Raw genomic sequence first — 18,741 nt, 5'->3', positions numbered from 1 at the left:
CTTGTCGGCGGTCACTTTGCCGACGCCGTGCAGCTTGGACACCGGCAACTGAGAGACAAAATCTTCGACCTGATCCGGCGTAATCACGAACAGCCCGTTCGGCTTTTTCCAGTCGCTGGCGATTTTGGCCAGAAACTTGTTGGGGGCGACGCCGGCGGACACGGTGATGTGCAACTGATTGGAGACCCTGCGACGAATGTCCTGCGCGATGCGCGTTGCGCTGCCTGCGAAGTGCTCGCACTCGGTGACGTCCAGATAAGCTTCATCCAGAGACAGCGGCTCAATCAAATCGGTGTAGTCGCGAAAAATCGTCTGGATCTCTTTCGATGCTTCTTTATAAGCATCCATTCTCGGTTTGACGATGGTCAGGTCCGGACACAAGGTCAGGGCGTGCCGGGACGACATAGCGGAGCGGATGCCGTAGGCCCGGGCTTCGTAGTTACAGGTGGCAATAACACCCCGCCGATCAGCCGACCCGCCCACTGCCAGTGGCTTTCCGGCCAGGCGCGGGTCATCGCGCATCTCAATGGCGGCGTAGAAGCAATCACAGTCGATATGGATGATTTTGCGCTGCGGCATCACATGCGGTCGTAGGAAAACGGTCGTGCAGTATCTCATTCACGCGACTGTCTGACACTGCCTACCCCTCTTTCCTTACGGAAGGTGCTCGCCCAGCCGCCCTGACGAGGCCCCATTAAAAGCCCCATAAGCCAGGCCCGCCGCAGCAGTGTTATGCAGCCGCCTCGCTAACCGCTTGAAGAAAAAGAAATTTCTTCCACCGATTGCTTGACACCTCGAAGATCCTCTGTAGAATGCCGCCACACAGACGCGGGATGGAGCAGTCTGGTAGCTCGTCGGGCTCATAACCCGAAGGTCGTCGGTTCAAATCCGGCTCCCGCAACCAAACATCAAAAAAGGCTACTCGAAAGAGTGGCCTTTTTTGTGGGCGACATTTAAGCGAGCCTGTCTCTGCGAGACTCGCCTTCCCGTTCATCCAACTGCAACAACGCCCACGGATGATGGCCAACTGCACTCAGCCGCGAGTGGCGATAAAAGCCTTGTCCCACCACGACTTAGGCACGCCAGCGACTCCAATCCGGTTATTTTGTCGATGTTTGGCATTAACGGTTGACACTTTGTCATCCGACTGTAGAATGCCGCCACACAGACGCGGGATGGAGCAGTCTGGTAGCTCGTCGGGCTCATAACCCGAAGGTCGTCGGTTCAAATCCGGCTCCCGCAACCAACATCTAAAAAGGCTACTCGAAAGAGTGGCCTTTTTTTTGCCTCGCTGAAAGCGCTCGAACAGCGCGCCGGAATCCTTGTCACATCCCATTACCGGGGTGCGTTCATCCGAGAGGTCTTGTTACTGTATGTTGCCGGGAGCGATAGTTTTGTTCTCCCCTGCCGATACGCTGGCCAACGACTGAACCTAGACTGAACGGTCACCGATACGTATCCGTGGTATTCGCCCGTTAGACGTTGAAGCGCTAACATCCTGAATTATTTTTTGCGTAGGGATTGGTAACTTGGCTGTATACCTCCATCCTGTCGCGCACGATCCAAGGAGTGATTGATGCGCGCCAACCCGTCCGACACAAATGAAGCAGTGACGGAGCATCCTCCGGCTCCCCCGAAACGACTGCGTTTACGCGAACAGGTGAGCAAGCATCGTCAACCCATCGGGTTGGGGGTCACCATCATTCTGTTCGCCGTGGCCCTGATCGCCTGTCGGCACATGCTGACCGAACTCGACATCTACGCGCTGCAGGATTCGTTGCTCAGTGTGCCGCTGCCTTCCTTGGCGGGTGCAGTGCTGGCGACGGCCATCGGGTTTGTGATTCTGCTGGGTTATGAGTGGTCCGCCAGTCGTTACGCCAATGTCGATCTGCCCGCAAAGGCGCTGGTCATGGGCGGTTTCTGTGCATTTGCCATTGGTAACGCCGTGGGCCTGTCGATGCTGTCCGGCGGCTCGGTCCGTTACCGGCTTTACTCGCGATTGGGACTGGGCGCGGGCGAAGTCGCCCACATGACACTGTTTGCCAGCCTTTCACTGGGCTGCGCGCTGCCGCCACTGGCTGCCCTTGCCACGTTGAGCGATCTGCCTGCGGCTTCACTGGCGCTGCATCTGTCGGTCCCGGTCCTGGCCACCGTTGCCGTCGCCGTGCTCGCGATCAGCCTGATTCTGGGCTTTGCGGTCTATCGTCGGCGTCTGCCGGAACAGACCATCCCGCATAACTTGCTGGTTCGCGCAGGCCGCCGCACGCTGCGTCTGCCAGGCGTGCGCCTGACGTTGATGCAACTGGTGATCACCGCGCTGGACGTCGCGGCGGCTGCCGCCGTCCTTTATCTGTTGCTGCCCTCTGCCCCGCCGTTCGGCGCGTTCCTGCTGGTTTACCTGCTGGCGCTGGCCGCAGGCGTCCTGAGCCATGTGCCCGGCGGCGTCGGGGTGTTTGAAGCCATATTGCTCGCCGCATTCGCCGACGAACTCGGCGCGGCACCGTTGGCTGCTGCACTCCTGCTGTACCGCCTGATTTACGTTGTCCTGCCGCTGCTGATTGCCTGTCTGGTCCTGCTGTACAGCGAGGCCAAGCGACTGCTGTTCGCCCAACAGGCCATGCGCGTCGCCTCGGGCCTGGGCGCACCTATTCTGGCGCTTCTGGTATTTCTGTCCGGCGTGGTGCTGCTGTTTTCCGGCTCGACTCCCGAGATCGATACCCGCCTCGAGAGCCTCGGTTTTCTCATCCCCCATCGACTGATCGACGCCTCGCACTTCGGCGCCAGCCTGATCGGTGTGCTTTGTCTGTTGCTCGCGCAGGGCCTGCGTCGGCGTCTGTCCGCCGCATGGATGCTGACTACCATCCTCCTGTTTGTGGGCTCCATTCTGTCGATTCTCAAAGGTTTCGACTGGGAAGAAGCGAGCCTGCTGCTGCTCACGGCGTGCCTGCTGGCGATCTTCCGGCGCTCGTTCTACCGCCCGAGTCGGCTGCTGGAACTGCCCTTTTCCCCGCTGTACCTGGTCGCCAGCCTGTGCGTACTCGGTGCTTCCTTCTGGCTGCTGCTGTTTGCCTACCAGGACGTACCGTACAGCCATCAGCTGTGGTGGCAGTTCACGCTGGACGCCGATGCCCCGCGCGGTTTGCGCTCGGCTTTGGGCAGCGCCGTGTTGCTGCTGATCGTTTCACTGACGTGGCTGCTGCGCACCGCGCGCCCGGTGATCAACCTGCCGGATGAGGCGCAACTGGCCAAAGCGGCAGAGATCATCAAAGCGTCCAGCCAGCCCGATGGCGGCCTGGTGCTGACCGGCGACAAGGCCGTGCTCATGCACCCGGACGGTAACGCTTTCCTGATGTACGCCCATCGCGGCCGCAGTCTTGTGGCGCTGTACGACCCGATTGGCCCGACCCAGCAACGCGCCGAGCTGATCTGGCAGTTCCGTGACCTGTGCGATGTTCACCATGCCCGCCCTGTCTTTTATCAGGTGCGTGCCGAGAACTTGCCGTTCTACATGGACATCGGCCTGACCGCGATCAAGCTGGGCGAAGAAGCCAGGGTGGACCTGCTCAAGTTCGACATCGAAGCCAAGGGCAAGGAAATGAAGGACCTGCGCTACACCTGGAATCGGGGTGGGCGCGACGGTCTGTCGCTGGAAATCTACGAAGTGGGTCAGGCGCCCATGGAAGAGCTCAAGGTGATCTCCGACGCATGGCTGATGGGCAAGAATGTCCGCGAGAAAGGCTTTTCGCTGGGCCGGTTCAGCCTCGATTACCTCAAGCATTTCCGCATCGCCATCGTCCATTTCCAGGGCAAGCCGGTCGCGTTTTCCAACTTGCTGGAGACGTCGCGCAATGATCTGGCGAGCCTGGACCTCATGCGCTCGCACCCGGAAGCGCCGAAGCTGACCATGGAGTTCATGATGGTCGGGCTGATTCTGCATTACAAAAAAGAAGGTTATGCCCGCTTCAGTCTCGGCATGGTGCCGTTGTCCGGGCTCCAGCCGCGGCGAGGCGCACCGCTGACCCAGCGTCTGGGCTCAATGGTGTTCAGCCGGGGTGAACAGCTCTACAACTTCCAGGGGCTGCGCCGTTTCAAAGACAAATTCCAGCCTGACTGGGAACCTCGTTATATGGCCGTGCCCGCAGGACTTGATCCGCTCGTGGCACTGGCAGATACCGCCGCCCTGATCGCGGGCGGCCTGACCGGATTGGTGAAACGCTGATGATTCAACGCTACTGGCGCTTTTTGCTCGCAGCCCTGGTAATTCTGGTGGTGGCATTGGGTTTCTGGCTGTGGAACCGCCCCGCCGCGCAACCGACCCTTGAACACGTGACGCTGGACGATGGCTCCGCGCTGATCCGTGTGGTGCCCTCGACCAAGGTGAAAACCCAGGTCGCACTGGCCGTCACGGCAGAAGAGTCATTGACCGAGAAACAACTGCTTGCGCTGAGCTATGACGCCTCTGCCCGCGTGGTCCAGGTAACGCTGCCCAAGGACGACTGCCTGCTTCAGGCGAAGACCTTCAATGCCGCACTGCAAAAGCTCGACGGCGCTCCTGATCTGGTCGCCGGTGTCGGGCCTGGCGCTTCGGTGGCATGGCGCTGGCTGGCCGGTCAGAACAACGACAACGCCCGGGCCATCTCGGTCGGCTTCGTCCGCGATCAACCGGGCTGTACCGATCCTGTGCCAAAGGCCGCCGCTCACGGTAAGTGGACGGTCGCCTGGAACGACGGCCCCGACGACGAGAGCGCAACGCTGGTGCGCGACGCACCCAACACCGAAACCAGCATCAGCGATTACGACATCAAGTACCCGCAGGTGCTGAACAACGAAGTGCGCCGTCGACTGATCGGCGGGGACGATAATGGCGGCCTGAATATTCCGGTCGTCGAAGTGCCGTCTTCGCAGCCTTCTGACACGGTGACGCTGTTTCTTTCCGGCGACGGCGGCTGGCGCGACCTGGACAAGGACGTGGCAGGCGACATGGCGAAGATGGGCGGCTATCCGGTCGTCGGCATCGACACCCTGCGTTACTACTGGGAGCACAAATCCCCTGAGCAAACGGCCGCTGACTTGAGCGAGCTGATGGCGCATTACCGGCAGAAGTGGGGCGCCAAGCACTTTGTGCTGGCCGGCTACTCCTTCGGTGCCGACGTGCTGCCAGCCATCTACAACCGCTTGCCGGAGGAAGACAAGGCGCGCGTCGACGGCATCATCCTGCTGGCGTTCGCCCGCACAGGAAGCTTCGAAATCGCCGTAGAAGGCTGGTTGGGCGCCGCGGGTAAAGAAGCAGCGACAGGCCCCGAGATGGCCAAGCTGCCCGGAGACAAAGTGCTGTGTGTCTACGGCATCGAAGAGAAAGATGAAAGCGGCTGCACCGAGACAACAGCGCCAGGCGAGAAAATGCAGCTGCCCGGCGGCCATCACTTCGACGAAGATTACCCTGCCCTGGCCAAGCGCCTGAGTGCAGTGATCGACAAGTGGAAAGGCAAAGAGCCCGCTGCGGAGTAATCACCCGCCCACAAAAAATCCCCACCCTCTTGCGATGGCGGGGATTTTTCGTTTTGGAGACTCGCTTGCCGCACCGCATCCACCGCGCTGTACGAGGAGACGCGCCTTGGACAGTAGGACCGGCTTCAGCCGGGAAGAGGCCCTTTTGTACGCCATCACCTTCGCGGCGTGACACCCTCCGCCTTCCCGGCTAAAGCCGGTCCCATTAACGGCGCGCGCGGTGTATCAGCGGGGTACGCGCCTAATAGTGGGACCGGCTTCAGCCGGGACGCGGTGGACCGCTTTACATCTCCACCTGCGTGCCCAGCTCGATCACCCGGTTGAACGGCAGCTTGAAGAATCGCAGGTTGCCGTTGGCATTCTTCAACATGAAGGCGAACAAGCCCTCGCGCCAGCGCGCCATGCCCACAAGCTTCGACGAGACTACGGTTTCGCGGCTGAGGAAGTAGGTCGTGCGCATCGGGCTGAAGTCGAGTTCCGCCAGGTGACACAGGCTTAGCGCCGCCGGCACGTCCGGCTCGTCGATAAAGCCAAAGTGCAGAATCACGCGGTAGAAGCCCTCACCGAACGCCTCCACCTCGAAGCGCTGCGCCGCCGGAACACGCGGCGTGTCTTCATACACCACTGTCAGCAAGACCACTTGCTCGTGCAGCACCTGGTTGTGCAGCAGGTTATGCAACAGCGCGTGGGGTACGGCGTCCTGGCGCGCGGTCAAAAAAACCGCAGTGCCCTGAACGCGATGAGGCGGCTGCACACTGATACTGCTGATAAAGATCGGCAGCGGCAGCCCGCCTTCGTCGATACGCTCCACCAGCAGCTGTTTGCCGCGCTTCCACGTGGTCATCAGGATGAACAAAGCGATGCCCGCCAGGAACGGAAATGCCCCGCCCTGAATGACTTTCGGCACGTTGGCGGCGAAGAACATACCGTCGACGAACAAGCATCCCATCAAAATCGGCACCGCGATCAGTGGCGGCCATTTCCAGGCCAGCAACATGACCGAGGCCACCAGAATCGTGGTGCAGAGCATCGTGCCGGTGACGGCCACGCCGTAGGCCGACGCCAGCGCGCCCGAGGACTCGAAGCCCAGCACGAGCAGAATCACCCCGACCATCAACGCCCAATTCACGGCCCCGATATAAATCTGGCCTTGGGCGTCGCTGGAGGTGTGCTGAATGTACATGCGCGGGATGTAGCCCAACTGAATGGCCTGGAGCGTCATCGAGAACGCGCCGGAGATCACGGCTTGGGAAGCAATAATGGTCGCCAGCGTCGACAGGCCGATCAAAGGCAGCAGCGCCCAGCTCGGCGCCAGCAGGTAAAACGGGTTGCGCACCGCTTCAGGGTCTTGGATCACCAAGGCACCCTGGCCGAAGTAGTTCAGCACCAGCGCTGGCAGAACCAGGGCGAACCAGGCGCGGGAGATCGGTTTGCGCCCAAAGTGACCCATGTCTGCGTAAAGCGCCTCTGCTCCCGTCAGCGCAAGCACCACCGCGCCGAGCACTGAAACGCCAATGCCGGGGTGGTCGATGAAGAAGCGAACGGCCCATACCGGGTTAACGGCGTGCAGCACTTCCGGCTGCTGGAGAATGCCGTGAACGCCGAGCACGCCCAGGGTCACGAACCACAACACCATGATCGGACCAAACAGCACGCCGATCCGCGCGGTGCCGTGACGTTGAATCAGAAACAGCGCCACCAGAACGACCAACGCGATGGGTACCACCCAATGATCCAGCCCGTCGAACGCCAACTCCATGCCCTCGACCGCCGACAGCACCGAAATGGCCGGGGTGATCATGCTGTCGCCGTAAAACAGCGCCGCGCCAAACAGCCCGAAGACGATCATGCTCGCCTGCAGCTTCGGGTATTTGGCCGACGCCCTGCGTGCCAGCGCCGTGAGCGCCATGATGCCGCCCTCGCCGTCGTTATCGGCGCGCAGCACCAACGCCATGTATTTGAAAGATACCACCCAGATCAATGACCAGAAGATCAGCGACAAAATGCCCAGCACGGCATCGTGGCCGGCTTGCACGCCATAGCCTCCGACGAAGACTTCCTTGATGGTGTAAAGCGGGCTGGTACCGATGTCGCCGTAGGCTACACCCACCGCGCCCACCAACAGACTCAACGGTTTGGCCGAAGAATGCCCGACCTCTGCCTGACTCGTTGCGTGACCCATTTACCACTCCTGAAACCATGACTCGAGCACCGCGATCCGGTGTTGTCGGATTGACCCACGCCGCACCGGTAAATTCCGATGCGCCCGGCCGACTGGGGTTGCCGGGCTCAACGCCGCGAAGCATAGCGCAGCACTCGTCGTAATTCTCGGTATAACACTGGTCAATCGTTCGACGCGCCGCTAGAATTGCGCACTTTTTGATCAGAGGCGCCCCAAGCGCCCAGTCAATGCCTCGGCCAATCGCCGGGCATCCTACGCCGAGGTTAGTCAATGTCCACCGTCACCACGTCTGCCGCCCCCAAGGTCGGCTTTGTCAGCCTCGGTTGCCCGAAGGCTCTGGTCGATTCCGAGCGCATCCTGACCCAGCTGCGCATGGAAGGCTACCAGGTCGTTCCGACCTACCAGGACGCTGACGTGGTAGTGGTCAACACCTGCGGATTCATCGACAGCGCCAAGGCCGAATCCCTCGAGACCATTGGCGAGGCGCTGGCCGAAAACGGCAAAGTCATCGTCACCGGCTGCATGGGCGTGGATGAAAGCGTGATTCGTAGCGTGCACCCGAGCGTGCTGGCCGTGACCGGTCCTCAGCAGTACGAGCAAGTGGTCAATGCCGTCCACGATGCCGCGCCGCCGAAGCTCGATCACAACCCGCTGATCGATCTGGTGCCGCCGCAAGGGGTCAAGCTGACCCCGCGCCATTACGCGTACCTGAAGATTTCCGAAGGCTGCAACCACAGTTGCAGCTTCTGCATCATCCCGTCGATGCGCGGCAAGCTGGTCAGCCGCCCGATTGGCGACGTGCTCGACGAAGCCCAGCGCCTGGTCAAGGCTGGCGTGAAAGAACTGCTGGTGATCTCGCAGGACACCAGCGCTTACGGCGTCGACATCAAGTACCGCACCGGTTTCTGGAACGGCCAGCCGGTCCGCACGCGCATGACCGAGCTGTGCCAGGCACTGAGTTCGCTGGGCGTCTGGGTGCGTCTGCATTATGTTTATCCGTACCCGCACGTCGACGAGATCATCCCGTTGATGGCAGCGGGCAAGATCCTGCCGTACCTGGACATCCCGTTCCAGCACGCCAGCCCGAAGATCCTCAAGCTGATGAAACGCCCGGCCTTCGAAGACAAGACCCTGGCACGCATCAAGAACTGGCGCGAACAGTGCCCCGATCTGATCATCCGTTCGACCTTCATCGTGGGCTTCCCCGGTGAGACCGAAGAAGATTTCCAGTACCTGCTGGACTGGCTGACTGAAGCGCAGCTCGATCGCGTGGGTTGCTTTCAGTACTCCCCTGTCGAAGGCGCGCCGGCCAACCTGCTCGATGCGCCGATCGTTCCGGACGACATCAAACAGGATCGCTGGGACCGCTTCATGGCGCACCAGCAAGCCATCAGCGCCGCACGCCTGCAGATGAAAATCGGCAAGGAAATCGAAGTGCTGATCGACGAAGTGGACGAGCAGGGCTTTGTCGGTCGGTCATTCTTCGACGCGCCTGAAATCGACGGCAACGTGTTTGTCGAAAGCGACCGTGACCTCAAGCCAGGCGACAAGGTCATGTGCCGCGTAGTGGACGCCGACGAGTACGACTTGTGGGCTGAGCCTATCTAAGGCCCCGTCTCAGGTTCGACATAAGCATTGCTTCCAGCAGCCCCGCCCTTAACACGGCGGGGTTTGTTTTTTCTGGCTATCGTCCCCACATCAGGATCAATACCCCGAGAGCAGCGGCGACATGACCCACCACTCGGTCATTTATATCCCCAGGCAGCACGACTTCGCAGAACTCACCCAAGTCTGGGAAAACTCCGTGCGCGCCACCCATGACTTTCTGTCCGAGAACTACATCACGCTGCTTCGGCACCTGCTGGAAACCCAGTACCTGGGCGCGGTGAACCTGTTTTGCACCCGCGACTCGCACTTGCGCATCACCGGTTTTGCCGGCACCTCACCCGGGAAGCTCGAAATGCTCTTCATCGACCCTGCCTACCGTGGCATGGGCCTGGGCAAGAAGCTGCTGGACTATGCGATCGAGCATTTCCACATCACCGAACTGGACGTGAACGAAGAAAATGCCCAAGCGCGGGGCTTCTATGAACGGCAGGGGTTTGAGGTGGTAGGTCGGGTCGAACTGGACGGGCTCGGCCGTCCGCACCCCATGTTGCGGATGCGGAAGAAAGCGGTCCGCTAAGCGCAGCCGGTCCCGCTCGACGCATCAGCGTTTCAGGCTTTCCAGCAGCACCTTGTTCAACTGCTGCGGATCCTGGATCTGCGGCGCATGCCCCAACCCTGCGAATTCCACCAGCGTCGCCTGCGGAATGCGTTTGGCGGCGGCCTTGCCCAGTTCCGGGTAGTTGCCCAAGGTCTTGCGCAATGCCTCGGGCGTCGCGTCCTTGGCGATGGCAGTGTTGTCCTTCTGGCCAATCAGCAACACGGTCGGCATCTTCAATTTTTCCAAGTCATAGAACACTGGCTGGTTGAAGATCATCCCGTAGGTCTGCGCCGACGCCCTGGCCACCTCTTCTTTACCCTTGCCATTGAACATCCCGGCCTGCATGTCGACCCAATGATCGAACTCGGGCCGCCATTCATTGGCGTAATAGGTCGACTGCTGATATTTGCGAATGCTCTCGGCACTGGTTTTCAGCTCACGGGCGTACCAGTCGTCAAAGCTGCGATCCGGCACACCTTTGGCTTTCCAGTCTTCCAGGCCGATCGGGTTCACCAGCAGCAGTTGGTCCACCTGCTCGGGATACATCAGAGCAAAACGCGTTGCCAGCATGCCGCCCATCGAATGCCCGACCACCGTGACATGATCGATGCCCAGTTGCGTCAGCAGTGCTTTGGTGTTCTGCGCCAGTTGCTCGAACGAGTACGTGTAGTCGGCCGGCTTGCTGGAGCGGCAGAAACCGATCTGGTCCGGCGCGACCACTCGATACCCCGACCCCGTCAGCGCCTTGATGGTGCCTTCCCATGTAGCGCCGCAGAAGTTCTTGCCATGCAACAGCACGACGCTGCGCCCATTGGCGGGGCCGACGGGCTTGATGTCCATGTAGCCCATCTGCACCGTTGCGCCCTGGGACTGGAAGCTATAATTCTGCGCCGGGAACGGGTAGTGGAAGCCTTCCAATTGCGGGCCATAAGATGGGGTTTGCGCAGCGAGTAGCGGCAAGCTGACAGTCATCAGCAGCGCGGGCAGCCATTTGGTCATGAAATCGCTCCATCTGGTGTAGGAATAGAGAACAGACCTGCACAGCGTCCGGAAAAATCCGTCGTGAGGGGTGTTATTCACCACGCAATTTCAATGGAGCCGCGATTAACGCCGCATGCGCGGGTACAATAGCCGCCTTTCCATTTTGTTACGGCTTTTCTCATGACTGACCCCATTCGCCTTTCCAAACGCCTGATCGAGCTGGTCGGCTGCTCCCGACGCGAAGCCGAGCTGTTCATTGAAGGCGGCTGGGTCACGGTGGACGGCGTGGTCGTCGACGAGCCGCAGTTCAAGGTCGAGAACCAGACCGTGGTGCTGAACGCGGACGCAAAAGCCGATACGCCTGAAACCGTCACGATTCTGTTCAACGCGCCAGCAGGCATGGCCCCTGAGAACGCCTTGGGGCTGATCACGCCCGGCACGTTGTCGGCAGATCACAGCATCGGTCGGCGCCCGCTCAAAGGGCACTTTCTCCGTCTGGAGGCGATTTCAACCCTGCAAGCCGGTGCCAGCGGCCTGATGGTGTTCAGCCAGGACTGGAAAATCCTCCGCAAACTCACCGACGACCGCAGCAAGATCGAGCAGGAATACGTCGTCGAGATCGCCGGCGACATGGTTGCCCACGGCCTCAATCGCCTGAACCACGGCATGACCTACAAGGGCAAGGAACTGCCGAAGGTCAAAGCCAGCTGGCAGAACGAAAACCGCCTGCGCTTCGCCATGAAAAACCCGCAGCCCGGCGTCATTGCGCAACTGTGCGAAGCGGTGGGTTTGAAGGTGGTTTCGGTGCGGCGCATTCGCATCGGCGGCGTGTCCATCGGCAAGGTGCCCGAAGGCCAGTGGCGCTACATGACCGACAAAGAAAAATTCTGACACCCCCCTTTCCGAGCGCCGTATCGATACGCGCGCTCCTCTGCGAATCTTCAGGAAAAACACGCACCATGATGAACAACGATGTACTGCGCAGCATCCGTTACATGCTTGATATCAACGACGCCAAGGTGGTCGATATCATCAAGCTCGGCGGGTTCGACGCGACCAAGGCCGACGTCATGGCCTACATGAAGAAAGACGAAGAAGAAGGCTTCGTGCCGTGCAGCGACGAAGTCATGGCGCACTTCCTCGACGGTCTGGTGTTCTTCAAGCGCGGCAAGGACGAGAGCCGCCCGGCGCTGCCCGTCGAACTGCCGGTCACCAATAACATCGTCCTGAAAAAGCTGCGTGTGGCCTTTGAGCTGAAAGAAGACGACATGCACGCCATCCTCAAAGCGTCCGAATTCCCGGTGTCCAAACCGGAACTCAGCGCACTGTTCCGCAAGGCAGGCCACAACAACTATCGCCCGTGCGGCGACCAGTTGCTGCGCAACTTCCTGCGCGGCCTGACCCTGCGCGTGCGCAGCTAAGCACCGCAGCGCCTTCGATGACACAGGTCTATAACGTCTCGCCGATCGGCTTCATGCGCTCGTGCTTCAAAGAGAAGTTCGCCATCCCCCGCCAGCCGCAGCTGGCTCCCGCCGCCCGAGGCGTGCTGGAGCTGGTGGCGCCCTTTGATCAGGGCGAGGCGGTGCAGGGTCTGGAACAGGTCAGCCATGTCTGGCTGCTGTTTCTGTTTCATCAGGCCCTGGAAGACACGCCGCGACTCAAAGTACGACCTCCCCGTCTGGGCGGGAATCAGTCGATGGGCGTGTTCGCCACGCGCGCGACGCATCGGCCCAACGGCATCGGTCAATCGGTCGTCAAGCTGGATAAGGTCGAAGCAGGCCGCCTTTGGCTGTCCGGCATCGACCTGCTGGACGGCACGCCCGTGCTGGACGTCAAACCTTACGTGCCTTACGCCGATGTGATCGCTGAGGCGCGCAACAGCATGGCCGCCGCTGCGCCGGAGCTGATCCCGGTGCAGTGGAGCGACGCAGCGCTGTTTCAGGCTCGAGAGCATGCACTGCGTCTGGCCGAACCGCTGATCGAGCTGATCGAGCAATGCCTGGCCCAGGACCCGCGACCGGCCTACCAGACGCCCACGCCAGAGCGACGCTACGGGGCGCAGTTCTGGGACTTGGATGTGCGCTGGCACTACCCGCAGACCGGCGTCATTTGCGTGCTTGAAGTGGTGCCGGCCGCCGCTTGAACCGCTTGCGCCCGCCCACAAAAAAACCGCCTGGTCCGTGACCTCCAGGCGGTTTTTTTCAGACCCCTAAATGCGGGTGCCTGTACTGACCTGTTCGCCGATGACGTCACCCTCACAGTGCTGCGAGGGTGTTTCATCGGCGATTGGGTCGTAGCGCAACGCTGTTACTTTTCGACGAATGCACGCTCGATCAGGTAATCACCCGGCTCGCGCATGCGTGGCGAAACGGTCAGGCCGAAGCTGTTCAGCACTTCGCTGGTTTCATCGAGCATGCTCGGGCTGCCGCACAGCATGGCGCGGTCGTCCTGCGGATTGATCGGCGGCAGGCCGATGTCGCTGAACAGCTTGCCGCTGCGCATCAAGTCGGTCAGGCGGCCTTCGTTCTCGAACGGCTCGCGGGTTACCGTTGGGTAATAAATAAGTTTGTCGCGCAGCATCTCGCCGAAGAATTCGTTCTGCGGCAAATGCTCGGTGATGAACTCACGATAAGCGACTTCGTTCACGTAACGCACGCCGTGGCAGAGAATGACCTTCTCGAAACGCTCGTAAGTTTCAGGATCCTGAATAACGCTCATGAACGGCGCCAGGCCTGTACCCGTGCTAAGCAGGTAAAGGTGCTTGCCCGGCTTGAGGTCGTCCAGCACCAGCGTGCCCGTAGGCTTTTTGCTGATGATGATCTCGTCGCCTTCCTTCAGGTGCTGCAACTGCGAGGTCAGCGGACCGTCAGGCACCTTGATGCTGAAGAACTCCAGATGCTCTTCCCAGTTCGGGCTGGCAATGGAATAGGCACGCATGAGCGGGCGCCCGTTTGGTTGCTGCAGACCGATCATGACGAACTGACCGTTCTCGAAGCGCAGGCCAGGATCACGGGTGCACTTGAAACTGAAGAGGGTGTCGTTCCAGTGATGAACGCTGAGGACACGCTCGTGATTCATGTTGCTCATGGTACGTGGGAGCTCCTGATAAATGACGTGCGCCAATCAATGCGCCATTGCGCGACATTCTAGTGGCAGACACAATATCTGTTAACTGAATTATCAAGATATAGGTTATCGGTTATATAGATATGCGATTTACTCTTCGTCAACTCCAGGTGTTTGTCGCCGTCGCCCAGCAGGAAAGCGTTTCCCGCGCGGCGGTGCAGCTCTCCTTGTCGCAATCTGCGGCGAGCACGTCTATTACCGAACTGGAACGCCAGTCGAGCTGCCAGTTGTTCGACCGCGCGGGTAAAAGACTCAGCCTTAACTCAACGGGCCGGCAGCTGTTGCCACAGGCCGTTGCGCTGCTCGATCAGGCCAAAGAGATTGAAGACCTGCTCAATGGCAAGTCCGGCTTTGGTTCGCTGGCGGTCGGCGCCACCCTGACGATCGGCAATTACCTGGCCACCCTGTTGATCGGCAGCTTCATGCAGCGTCACCCTGAGAGCCAAGTGAAGCTGCACGTGCAAAACACGGCGAACATCGTTCAGCAGGTGGCCCATTACGAGATCGATCTGGGCTTGATCGAGGGCGACTGCAGCCATCCCGACATCGAAGTGCAAACCTGGGTCGAGGATGAGCTGGTGGTGTTTTGCGCCCCCCAGCATCCGCTGGCAAAAAAGGGCCGAGCTTCACTGGAGGAGCTGACCCGCGAGGCGTGGATTTTGCGAGAGCAGGGTTCCGGCACACGGCTGACCTTCGATCAGGCCATGCGTCATCACTTGAACAGCCTGAACGTGAGGCTGGAGTTGGAGCACACCGAGGCGATCAAACGCGCTGTCGAGTCTGGCCTGGGGATTGGCTGCATTTCCCGTCTGGCCCTGCGTGACGCTTTTCGCCGGGGCAGCCTTGTTGCCATCGAGACGCCGGAGCTGGACCTGGTGCGCCAGTTCTACTTCATCTGGCACAAACAGAAATATCAGACATCCGCTATCCGCGAATTCCTCGACCTCTGCCGCTCATTCACCGCCGGTGTGAACCGCAGCGACGAGATCGTCCTGCCGAGCATTGCCTGAAGCGCCGCCCGGGTGCGCAAATTCGGCGGTCAGCCCAGCAGAATCAGGCCCCAGACCACAGCGATCATGGTCAGCGCCACAAACTGGGCGGCACTGCCCATGTCTTTGGCGTTCTTGGACAACGGGTGGCGGTCCAGGGAGATACGGTCAATCGCGGCCTCGATGGCCGAGTTCAGCAGTTCGACGATCAGCGCCAACAGACACACCGCAATCAGGATCGCGCGCTCGCCTCGGCTGACGTGAAACACGAAAGACAGCGGTATCAACACGACGTTGAGCAGAACCAGTTGACGGAAGGCGGCTTCGCCCTTGAATGCAGCGGTCAGGCCATCGAAGGAATAGCCAGACGCGTTGAGAATACGTTTGAGGCCGGTCTGGCCTTTGAATGGGGACGTCATAAGAACACTGCAGATGAATGAAAGCGGTGGAGGCTAGTGCGGCGACGGTCAAAAAAGTGTGAAGGTCGGCCGCGCAACGCCAGGGGCAGAGACTGATAAGCTGAATCAGCTCTGCGGAATGGATTCCAATTGTTGCAGCAACAATGCTGCCTGGGTTCGCGTACGCACGTTGAGCTTGCGGAAGATCGCCGTGACATGGGCCTTGATTGTCGCTTCCGAGACGCTCAGCTCGTAGGCGATCTGCTTGTTCAGCAGCCCCTCGCAGACCATCGTCAACACACGAAACTGCTGCGGTGTGAGGCTGGCAAGCCCTTCACTGGCGGCCTTCGCTTCGGGTGACACGCTGACACTTTCGTTGACCTGCGGCGGCCACCAGACATCGCCATCGAGCACCGTTCGCACGGCCTTCTGGATGGTTTCCAGGGAACTGGACTTAGGAATGAAACCGCTTGCACCGAACTCGCGGGACTTGACCACGACCGCAGCTTCTTCCTGAGCGGAGACCATGACCACCGGCACTTGCGGGTACTGACCGCGCAACAACACCAGCCCTGAAAAGCCATAAGCGCCGGGCATGTTCAGGTCCAGCAGGACCAGATCCCAGTCAGACTTCTCGGTCAGTCGCGCTTCCAGGTCGGCGATGCTCTCGGCCTCGACCAGCCTCGCCTCCGGCCCAAGCCCAAGACTCAGCGCCTGATGCAGGGCGCTACGGAACAGCGGATGGTCGTCGGCAATCAGGATTTCGTAGGGCATTTCATGATCCTGTAAGTGACTGAGCGCCGACGAATTCAACACCCAATGAGGCCACCCGCGACATCTTGACACAGGGACCGCACGTGAGCGGCGCCAAGGATGCCCAGCGAAGTCGGGGTGGTCAAGCCTGACGCTTTGCGGCAAAGTCTGCGCCCCCGACCTGACGAGTGCCATCATGCCAAACCATGCCCTGCGAGCGGACCTGCTCATGCTCCTGACCGCATTGATCTGGGGCACTGGATTCGTCGCCCAGACCGCCGGGATGGATCACATCGGTCCTTATCTGTTTTCGGGGCTGCGTTTCGCGCTGGGGTCGCTCTGCCTGGTGCCGCTGATCCTGCGCAACGCCAGAGCAGTGCGCGTGCCGGAGCCGTTGCTTGATCGCGGCATGCTACGCGCCGGCATCATCATGGGCCTGGCGCTGGCGCTGGGTATCAACCTGCAACAGGTCGGCCTGCTGTTTACCAGCGTGACCAACTCCGGCTTCATCACCGGCCTGTACGTGATTGTAGTGCCGCTGCTGGGCTTGCTGCTCGGTCATAAAACCGGGCTGGGCACCTGGCTCGGGTGTCTGCTGGCAGTGGTCGGCATGTGCCTGCTCAGCATCGGCGACAACTTCCATGTGGCCGCCGGGGACTGGCTGCAACTCATCGGCGCGTTCGTGTGGGGCGCACACGTGGTGCTGGTCAGCCTGTTCGCCAGCCGTCACGACCCGATCCGTCTGGCGTTCCTGCAGTTCGCCACCTGTTCGGTGGTGAGTCTGCTGCTGGCGGTGCTCTTCGAACCGATCGCCCTCGCCGCCGTCATCGATGCGGGCCCTGCCCTTCTCTACGGCGGCATCGTCGCGGTCGGCGTGGGTTACACGCTGCAGGTGGTTGCGCAAAAGCACGCCATTGCCTCCCACGCCGCCATCATCCTTTCGCTGGAAGCGGTGTTCGCCGCCATCGCCGGCGCCTGGATTCTGGGAGAAGCCTTGCAATTGCGCGGTTACATCGGCTGCGGATTGATGCTGGCCGGTATGTTGCTGGCGCAGTTGTGGCCAAAAAAAGCCCTCGCCTGAGGTCCTGCCTCTGTTGCGCGCCGCCTTGATGCGGCTCGCGGGCGACGGCATTGCTGACGACTATTCAATGTAGCCCTTCAATTCTTGATGGGCATCGCTTTGCAAGTTAAGGGGCAACTGATTTTTAGCGCCTAAATAGTGCTGACTAAACACATCGAAGTAACAGCTCAACGCCGAAGCTGCTTCAGTATCGCCCGCTAAATCGAAGCACAGTGCCGCCACTTCGGCGGTGCAGAGATGTTCGCTGCGGGTGGATCGTCTCAATTTGTACCGTGAAAGTTGTTCGGGAATAAGGCTTAAGATTGGGATGGAATCAAAGTAAGCACTTTTACGGAAGATCTTCCTCGCTTCAGTCCACGTCGCATCAATCAGCACGAACAGCGGCCGCTTGTTTTGGCTGATGCTCACGGTGTCAGTGACGCGCTCCGCCGACACATATTCTCCCGGAAACACAAGATAGGGTTGCCATTGCGGATCATTGAGCAACGCAATGAGCTTTTCATCGACCTCAGTGCGTGACCACACGAACGCGTGGTTATCCTGAATAACGTCTGCGATCAGCCATCCCGTATTGCTAGGTTTGAATACCTCTTTTTTCGTCATCACGAGGCACACCCCTGATTGTGCCTCCACCTTGGGACGCCACTTGCAAAGGCAATGACTTTCGATCACTCGGCAGCGATGGCACCTCGGCGCGCGTGATCCGCGAGCCAGGTAAGGCTTCGTACTCTCCTCCTCCCGCTCATCTCTCAGACAGGCGACAGAATTCTTGTGAAAAACAGTCTGGGTGATGGAGGAGCAAGAAGGCAGTGACACGAGGGGCATCCGGGAGGCCAAAAAGTCGCGGCATTCTATCAGACGCAGCCGGACGCACCGTGTTCTCTGGTGTCTGCGGAGGCTCCTCCCCTATACTGCCCGGCCTTGAAGGCACTCACTCGAGCAGTGAACGCCTTGGGATGTCGCCGGTCCAACGGCCTGCCTCCGCACCACCCGTCCATGCACCAGGAGAATTCAATGCTGCGCTTCATCGCCCCCACTCTCACGCTTTTGCTCGTCGCTCCGCTGTGCGCCAACGCGGCGTCCAAACAGGATTACGAACTGAGCCAGATGCTTGATAAAGTCGCGAAGGAAAGCAGTGTCGGCACGCCCCGCGCCATCAACGAGGACATCCTCGACGAGGGCTATACCGTTGAAGGCAAGATGCTGATCAACCACCTGAGCGTGCAGTCTGGCCAGGCCGCGCAAATGCGCGAAAACCCGGACGATGTCCGCGGTCAGCTGGGCGGTAGCGTCTGCCGCAACGCCGGATATCGTCAACTGATGGCCAAAGGCGCGATCCTGCGTTATCAGTTCACCGAATACAAAACCAACAAGATCATCACGACCCAGGAAATCAAAGCGGCCGATTGCGCTGCCAAGCCACCTGCCAAGAAAAAGTGATGTAACCCGTTTTTCCGGCTGCGCGTTTCCAGACTTCTACGACGCGCAGCTAAGCCCTCGCCTCCCCGCAACATGCG

17 protein-coding genes and 2 tRNA genes are annotated in these 18,741 nt (G+C 60.2%); 12 read left to right on the top strand and 7 right to left on the bottom strand.

Annotation, left to right across the window (positions count from 1 at the left end):
• On the bottom strand, positions 1-579 hold a 579-nt coding region (gene dinB, locus VF672_RS19100; protein WP_331106105.1), incomplete at its 3' end, for a DNA polymerase IV.
• 248 nt (positions 580-827) lie between these two features.
• Between dinB and VF672_RS19095 the strand changes: the two genes are divergently transcribed.
• The 4 genes from VF672_RS19095 (at position 828) to VF672_RS19080 (ending at position 5,508) form a co-directional block, all read left to right on the top strand.
• Positions 828-904, top strand: a tRNA-Met gene (locus tag VF672_RS19095).
• A gap of 265 nt (positions 905-1,169) precedes the next feature.
• Positions 1,170-1,246 (top strand) — tRNA-Met (locus VF672_RS19090).
• 330 nt (positions 1,247-1,576) lie between these two features.
• Positions 1,577-4,219: a bifunctional lysylphosphatidylglycerol flippase/synthetase MprF gene (gene mprF, locus VF672_RS19085; protein WP_331106104.1), complete on the top strand. Its 2,643-nt coding sequence runs from the start codon at positions 1,577-1,579 to the stop codon at positions 4,217-4,219.
• Positions 4,219-5,508, top strand: coding sequence for a virulence factor family protein (locus VF672_RS19080; protein WP_331106103.1), 1,290 nt, complete (start codon positions 4,219-4,221; stop codon positions 5,506-5,508). The genes mprF and VF672_RS19080 overlap by 1 nt, the downstream gene beginning before the upstream one ends.
• Positions 5,509-5,791: 283 nt before the next feature.
• Here VF672_RS19080 and VF672_RS19075 read toward each other — a convergent pair whose 3' ends face one another.
• Positions 5,792-7,690, bottom strand: a complete 1,899-nt coding sequence (locus VF672_RS19075; protein WP_331106102.1) for a potassium transporter Kup — start codon at positions 7,688-7,690, stop codon at positions 5,792-5,794.
• A gap of 270 nt (positions 7,691-7,960) precedes the next feature.
• Between VF672_RS19075 and rimO the strand changes: the two genes are divergently transcribed.
• A complete protein-coding gene (rimO, locus tag VF672_RS19070) occupies positions 7,961-9,298 on the top strand; it encodes a 30S ribosomal protein S12 methylthiotransferase RimO (protein ID WP_331106101.1) in 1,338 nt (445 codons plus the stop codon).
• Between the two features lie 121 nt (positions 9,299-9,419).
• Entirely contained in the window at positions 9,420-9,875 is a 456-nt protein-coding gene (locus VF672_RS19065; protein WP_331106100.1) for a GNAT family N-acetyltransferase, read from the top strand.
• 24 nt (positions 9,876-9,899) lie between these two features.
• On the opposite strand, the gene VF672_RS19060 is transcribed toward VF672_RS19065, so the two are convergent.
• A complete protein-coding gene (locus tag VF672_RS19060; protein ID WP_331106099.1) occupies positions 9,900-10,895 on the bottom strand; it encodes an alpha/beta hydrolase in 996 nt (331 codons plus the stop codon).
• Between the two features lie 162 nt (positions 10,896-11,057).
• On the opposite strand from VF672_RS19060, the gene VF672_RS19055 reads away from it, so the two are divergent.
• The 3 genes from VF672_RS19055 to tsaA all read left to right on the top strand — a co-directional run bounded on the left by VF672_RS19055 (position 11,058) and on the right by tsaA (position 13,020).
• On the top strand, positions 11,058-11,768 hold the full coding sequence (locus tag VF672_RS19055) for an rRNA pseudouridine synthase (RefSeq protein ID WP_331106098.1): 711 nt from the start codon (positions 11,058-11,060) through the stop codon (positions 11,766-11,768).
• A 68-nt stretch (positions 11,769-11,836) separates the two neighbouring features.
• On the top strand, positions 11,837-12,298 hold the full coding sequence (locus VF672_RS19050) for a DUF1456 family protein (RefSeq protein WP_331106097.1): 462 nt from the start codon (positions 11,837-11,839) through the stop codon (positions 12,296-12,298).
• Between the two features lie 17 nt (positions 12,299-12,315).
• Entirely contained in the window at positions 12,316-13,020 is a 705-nt protein-coding gene (tsaA, locus tag VF672_RS19045) for a tRNA (N6-threonylcarbamoyladenosine(37)-N6)-methyltransferase TrmO (RefSeq protein WP_331106096.1), read from the top strand.
• 164 nt (positions 13,021-13,184) lie between these two features.
• Here tsaA and fpr read toward each other — a convergent pair whose 3' ends face one another.
• A complete protein-coding gene (gene fpr, locus VF672_RS19040) occupies positions 13,185-13,964 on the bottom strand; it encodes a ferredoxin-NADP reductase (protein ID WP_065989778.1) in 780 nt (259 codons plus the stop codon).
• A 122-nt stretch (positions 13,965-14,086) separates the two neighbouring features.
• On the opposite strand from fpr, the gene VF672_RS19035 reads away from it, so the two are divergent.
• The gene (locus VF672_RS19035) at positions 14,087-15,013 is read left to right on the top strand and encodes a LysR family transcriptional regulator (protein WP_331106095.1); all 927 of its coding nucleotides are present in this window, start codon (positions 14,087-14,089) and stop codon (positions 15,011-15,013) included.
• 29 nt (positions 15,014-15,042) lie between these two features.
• Here VF672_RS19035 and VF672_RS19030 read toward each other — a convergent pair whose 3' ends face one another.
• The gene (locus VF672_RS19030) at positions 15,043-15,411 is read right to left on the bottom strand and encodes a diacylglycerol kinase (protein WP_331106094.1); all 369 of its coding nucleotides are present in this window, start codon (positions 15,409-15,411) and stop codon (positions 15,043-15,045) included.
• Between the two features lie 105 nt (positions 15,412-15,516).
• A complete protein-coding gene (erdR, locus tag VF672_RS19025) occupies positions 15,517-16,164 on the bottom strand; it encodes a response regulator transcription factor ErdR (protein ID WP_331106093.1) in 648 nt (215 codons plus the stop codon).
• Positions 16,165-16,339: 175 nt separating this feature from the next.
• Here erdR and VF672_RS19020 point away from each other — a divergent pair, with 175 nt between their 5' ends.
• The gene (locus tag VF672_RS19020; protein ID WP_331106092.1) at positions 16,340-17,224 is read left to right on the top strand and encodes a DMT family transporter; all 885 of its coding nucleotides are present in this window, start codon (positions 16,340-16,342) and stop codon (positions 17,222-17,224) included.
• 60 nt (positions 17,225-17,284) lie between these two features.
• Here VF672_RS19020 and VF672_RS19015 read toward each other — a convergent pair whose 3' ends face one another.
• A complete protein-coding gene (locus VF672_RS19015; protein ID WP_331106091.1) occupies positions 17,285-18,049 on the bottom strand; it encodes a tRNA-uridine aminocarboxypropyltransferase in 765 nt (254 codons plus the stop codon).
• Positions 18,050-18,238: 189 nt separating this feature from the next.
• Between VF672_RS19015 and VF672_RS19010 the strand changes: the two genes are divergently transcribed.
• The gene (locus VF672_RS19010; protein ID WP_331106090.1) at positions 18,239-18,664 is read left to right on the top strand and encodes a quorum-sensing-regulated virulence factor family protein; all 426 of its coding nucleotides are present in this window, start codon (positions 18,239-18,241) and stop codon (positions 18,662-18,664) included.
• Positions 18,665-18,741: the final 77 nt, after the last annotated feature.

Origin of the sequence: Pseudomonas sp. (genome assembly GCF_036387035.1) — a bacterium.
Lineage (GTDB): Bacteria > Pseudomonadota > Gammaproteobacteria > Pseudomonadales > Pseudomonadaceae > Aquipseudomonas.
This window is presented reverse-complemented; position numbering and strand designations above follow the sequence as displayed.

Bases quoted from the DNA above. Each gene is read 5' to 3' on its own strand.
- fpr (WP_065989778.1), bottom strand. From the start codon at position 13,964: ATGAGCAACATGAATCACGAGCGTGTCCTCAGCGTTCATCACTGGAAC.
- VF672_RS19055 (WP_331106098.1), top strand. From the start codon at position 11,058: ATGACTGACCCCATTCGCCTTTCCAAACGCCTGATCGAGCTGGTCGGC.
- VF672_RS19080 (WP_331106103.1), top strand. From the start codon at position 4,219: ATGATTCAACGCTACTGGCGCTTTTTGCTCGCAGCCCTGGTAATTCTG.
- mprF (WP_331106104.1), top strand. From the start codon at position 1,577: ATGCGCGCCAACCCGTCCGACACAAATGAAGCAGTGACGGAGCATCCT.
- tsaA (WP_331106096.1), top strand. From the start codon at position 12,316: ATGACACAGGTCTATAACGTCTCGCCGATCGGCTTCATGCGCTCGTGC.
- VF672_RS19065 (WP_331106100.1), top strand. From the start codon at position 9,420: ATGACCCACCACTCGGTCATTTATATCCCCAGGCAGCACGACTTCGCA.
- VF672_RS19050 (WP_331106097.1), top strand. From the start codon at position 11,837: ATGATGAACAACGATGTACTGCGCAGCATCCGTTACATGCTTGATATC.
- VF672_RS19010 (WP_331106090.1), top strand. From the start codon at position 18,239: ATGCTGCGCTTCATCGCCCCCACTCTCACGCTTTTGCTCGTCGCTCCG.
- VF672_RS19030 (WP_331106094.1), bottom strand. From the start codon at position 15,411: ATGACGTCCCCATTCAAAGGCCAGACCGGCCTCAAACGTATTCTCAAC.
- erdR (WP_331106093.1), bottom strand. From the start codon at position 16,164: ATGCCCTACGAAATCCTGATTGCCGACGACCATCCGCTGTTCCGTAGC.
- rimO (WP_331106101.1), top strand. From the start codon at position 7,961: ATGTCCACCGTCACCACGTCTGCCGCCCCCAAGGTCGGCTTTGTCAGC.
- VF672_RS19075 (WP_331106102.1), bottom strand. From the start codon at position 7,690: ATGGGTCACGCAACGAGTCAGGCAGAGGTCGGGCATTCTTCGGCCAAA.
- VF672_RS19020 (WP_331106092.1), top strand. From the start codon at position 16,340: ATGCCAAACCATGCCCTGCGAGCGGACCTGCTCATGCTCCTGACCGCA.
- VF672_RS19060 (WP_331106099.1), bottom strand. From the start codon at position 10,895: ATGACCAAATGGCTGCCCGCGCTGCTGATGACTGTCAGCTTGCCGCTA.
- VF672_RS19035 (WP_331106095.1), top strand. From the start codon at position 14,087: ATGCGATTTACTCTTCGTCAACTCCAGGTGTTTGTCGCCGTCGCCCAG.
- VF672_RS19015 (WP_331106091.1), bottom strand. From the start codon at position 18,049: ATGCCCCTCGTGTCACTGCCTTCTTGCTCCTCCATCACCCAGACTGTT.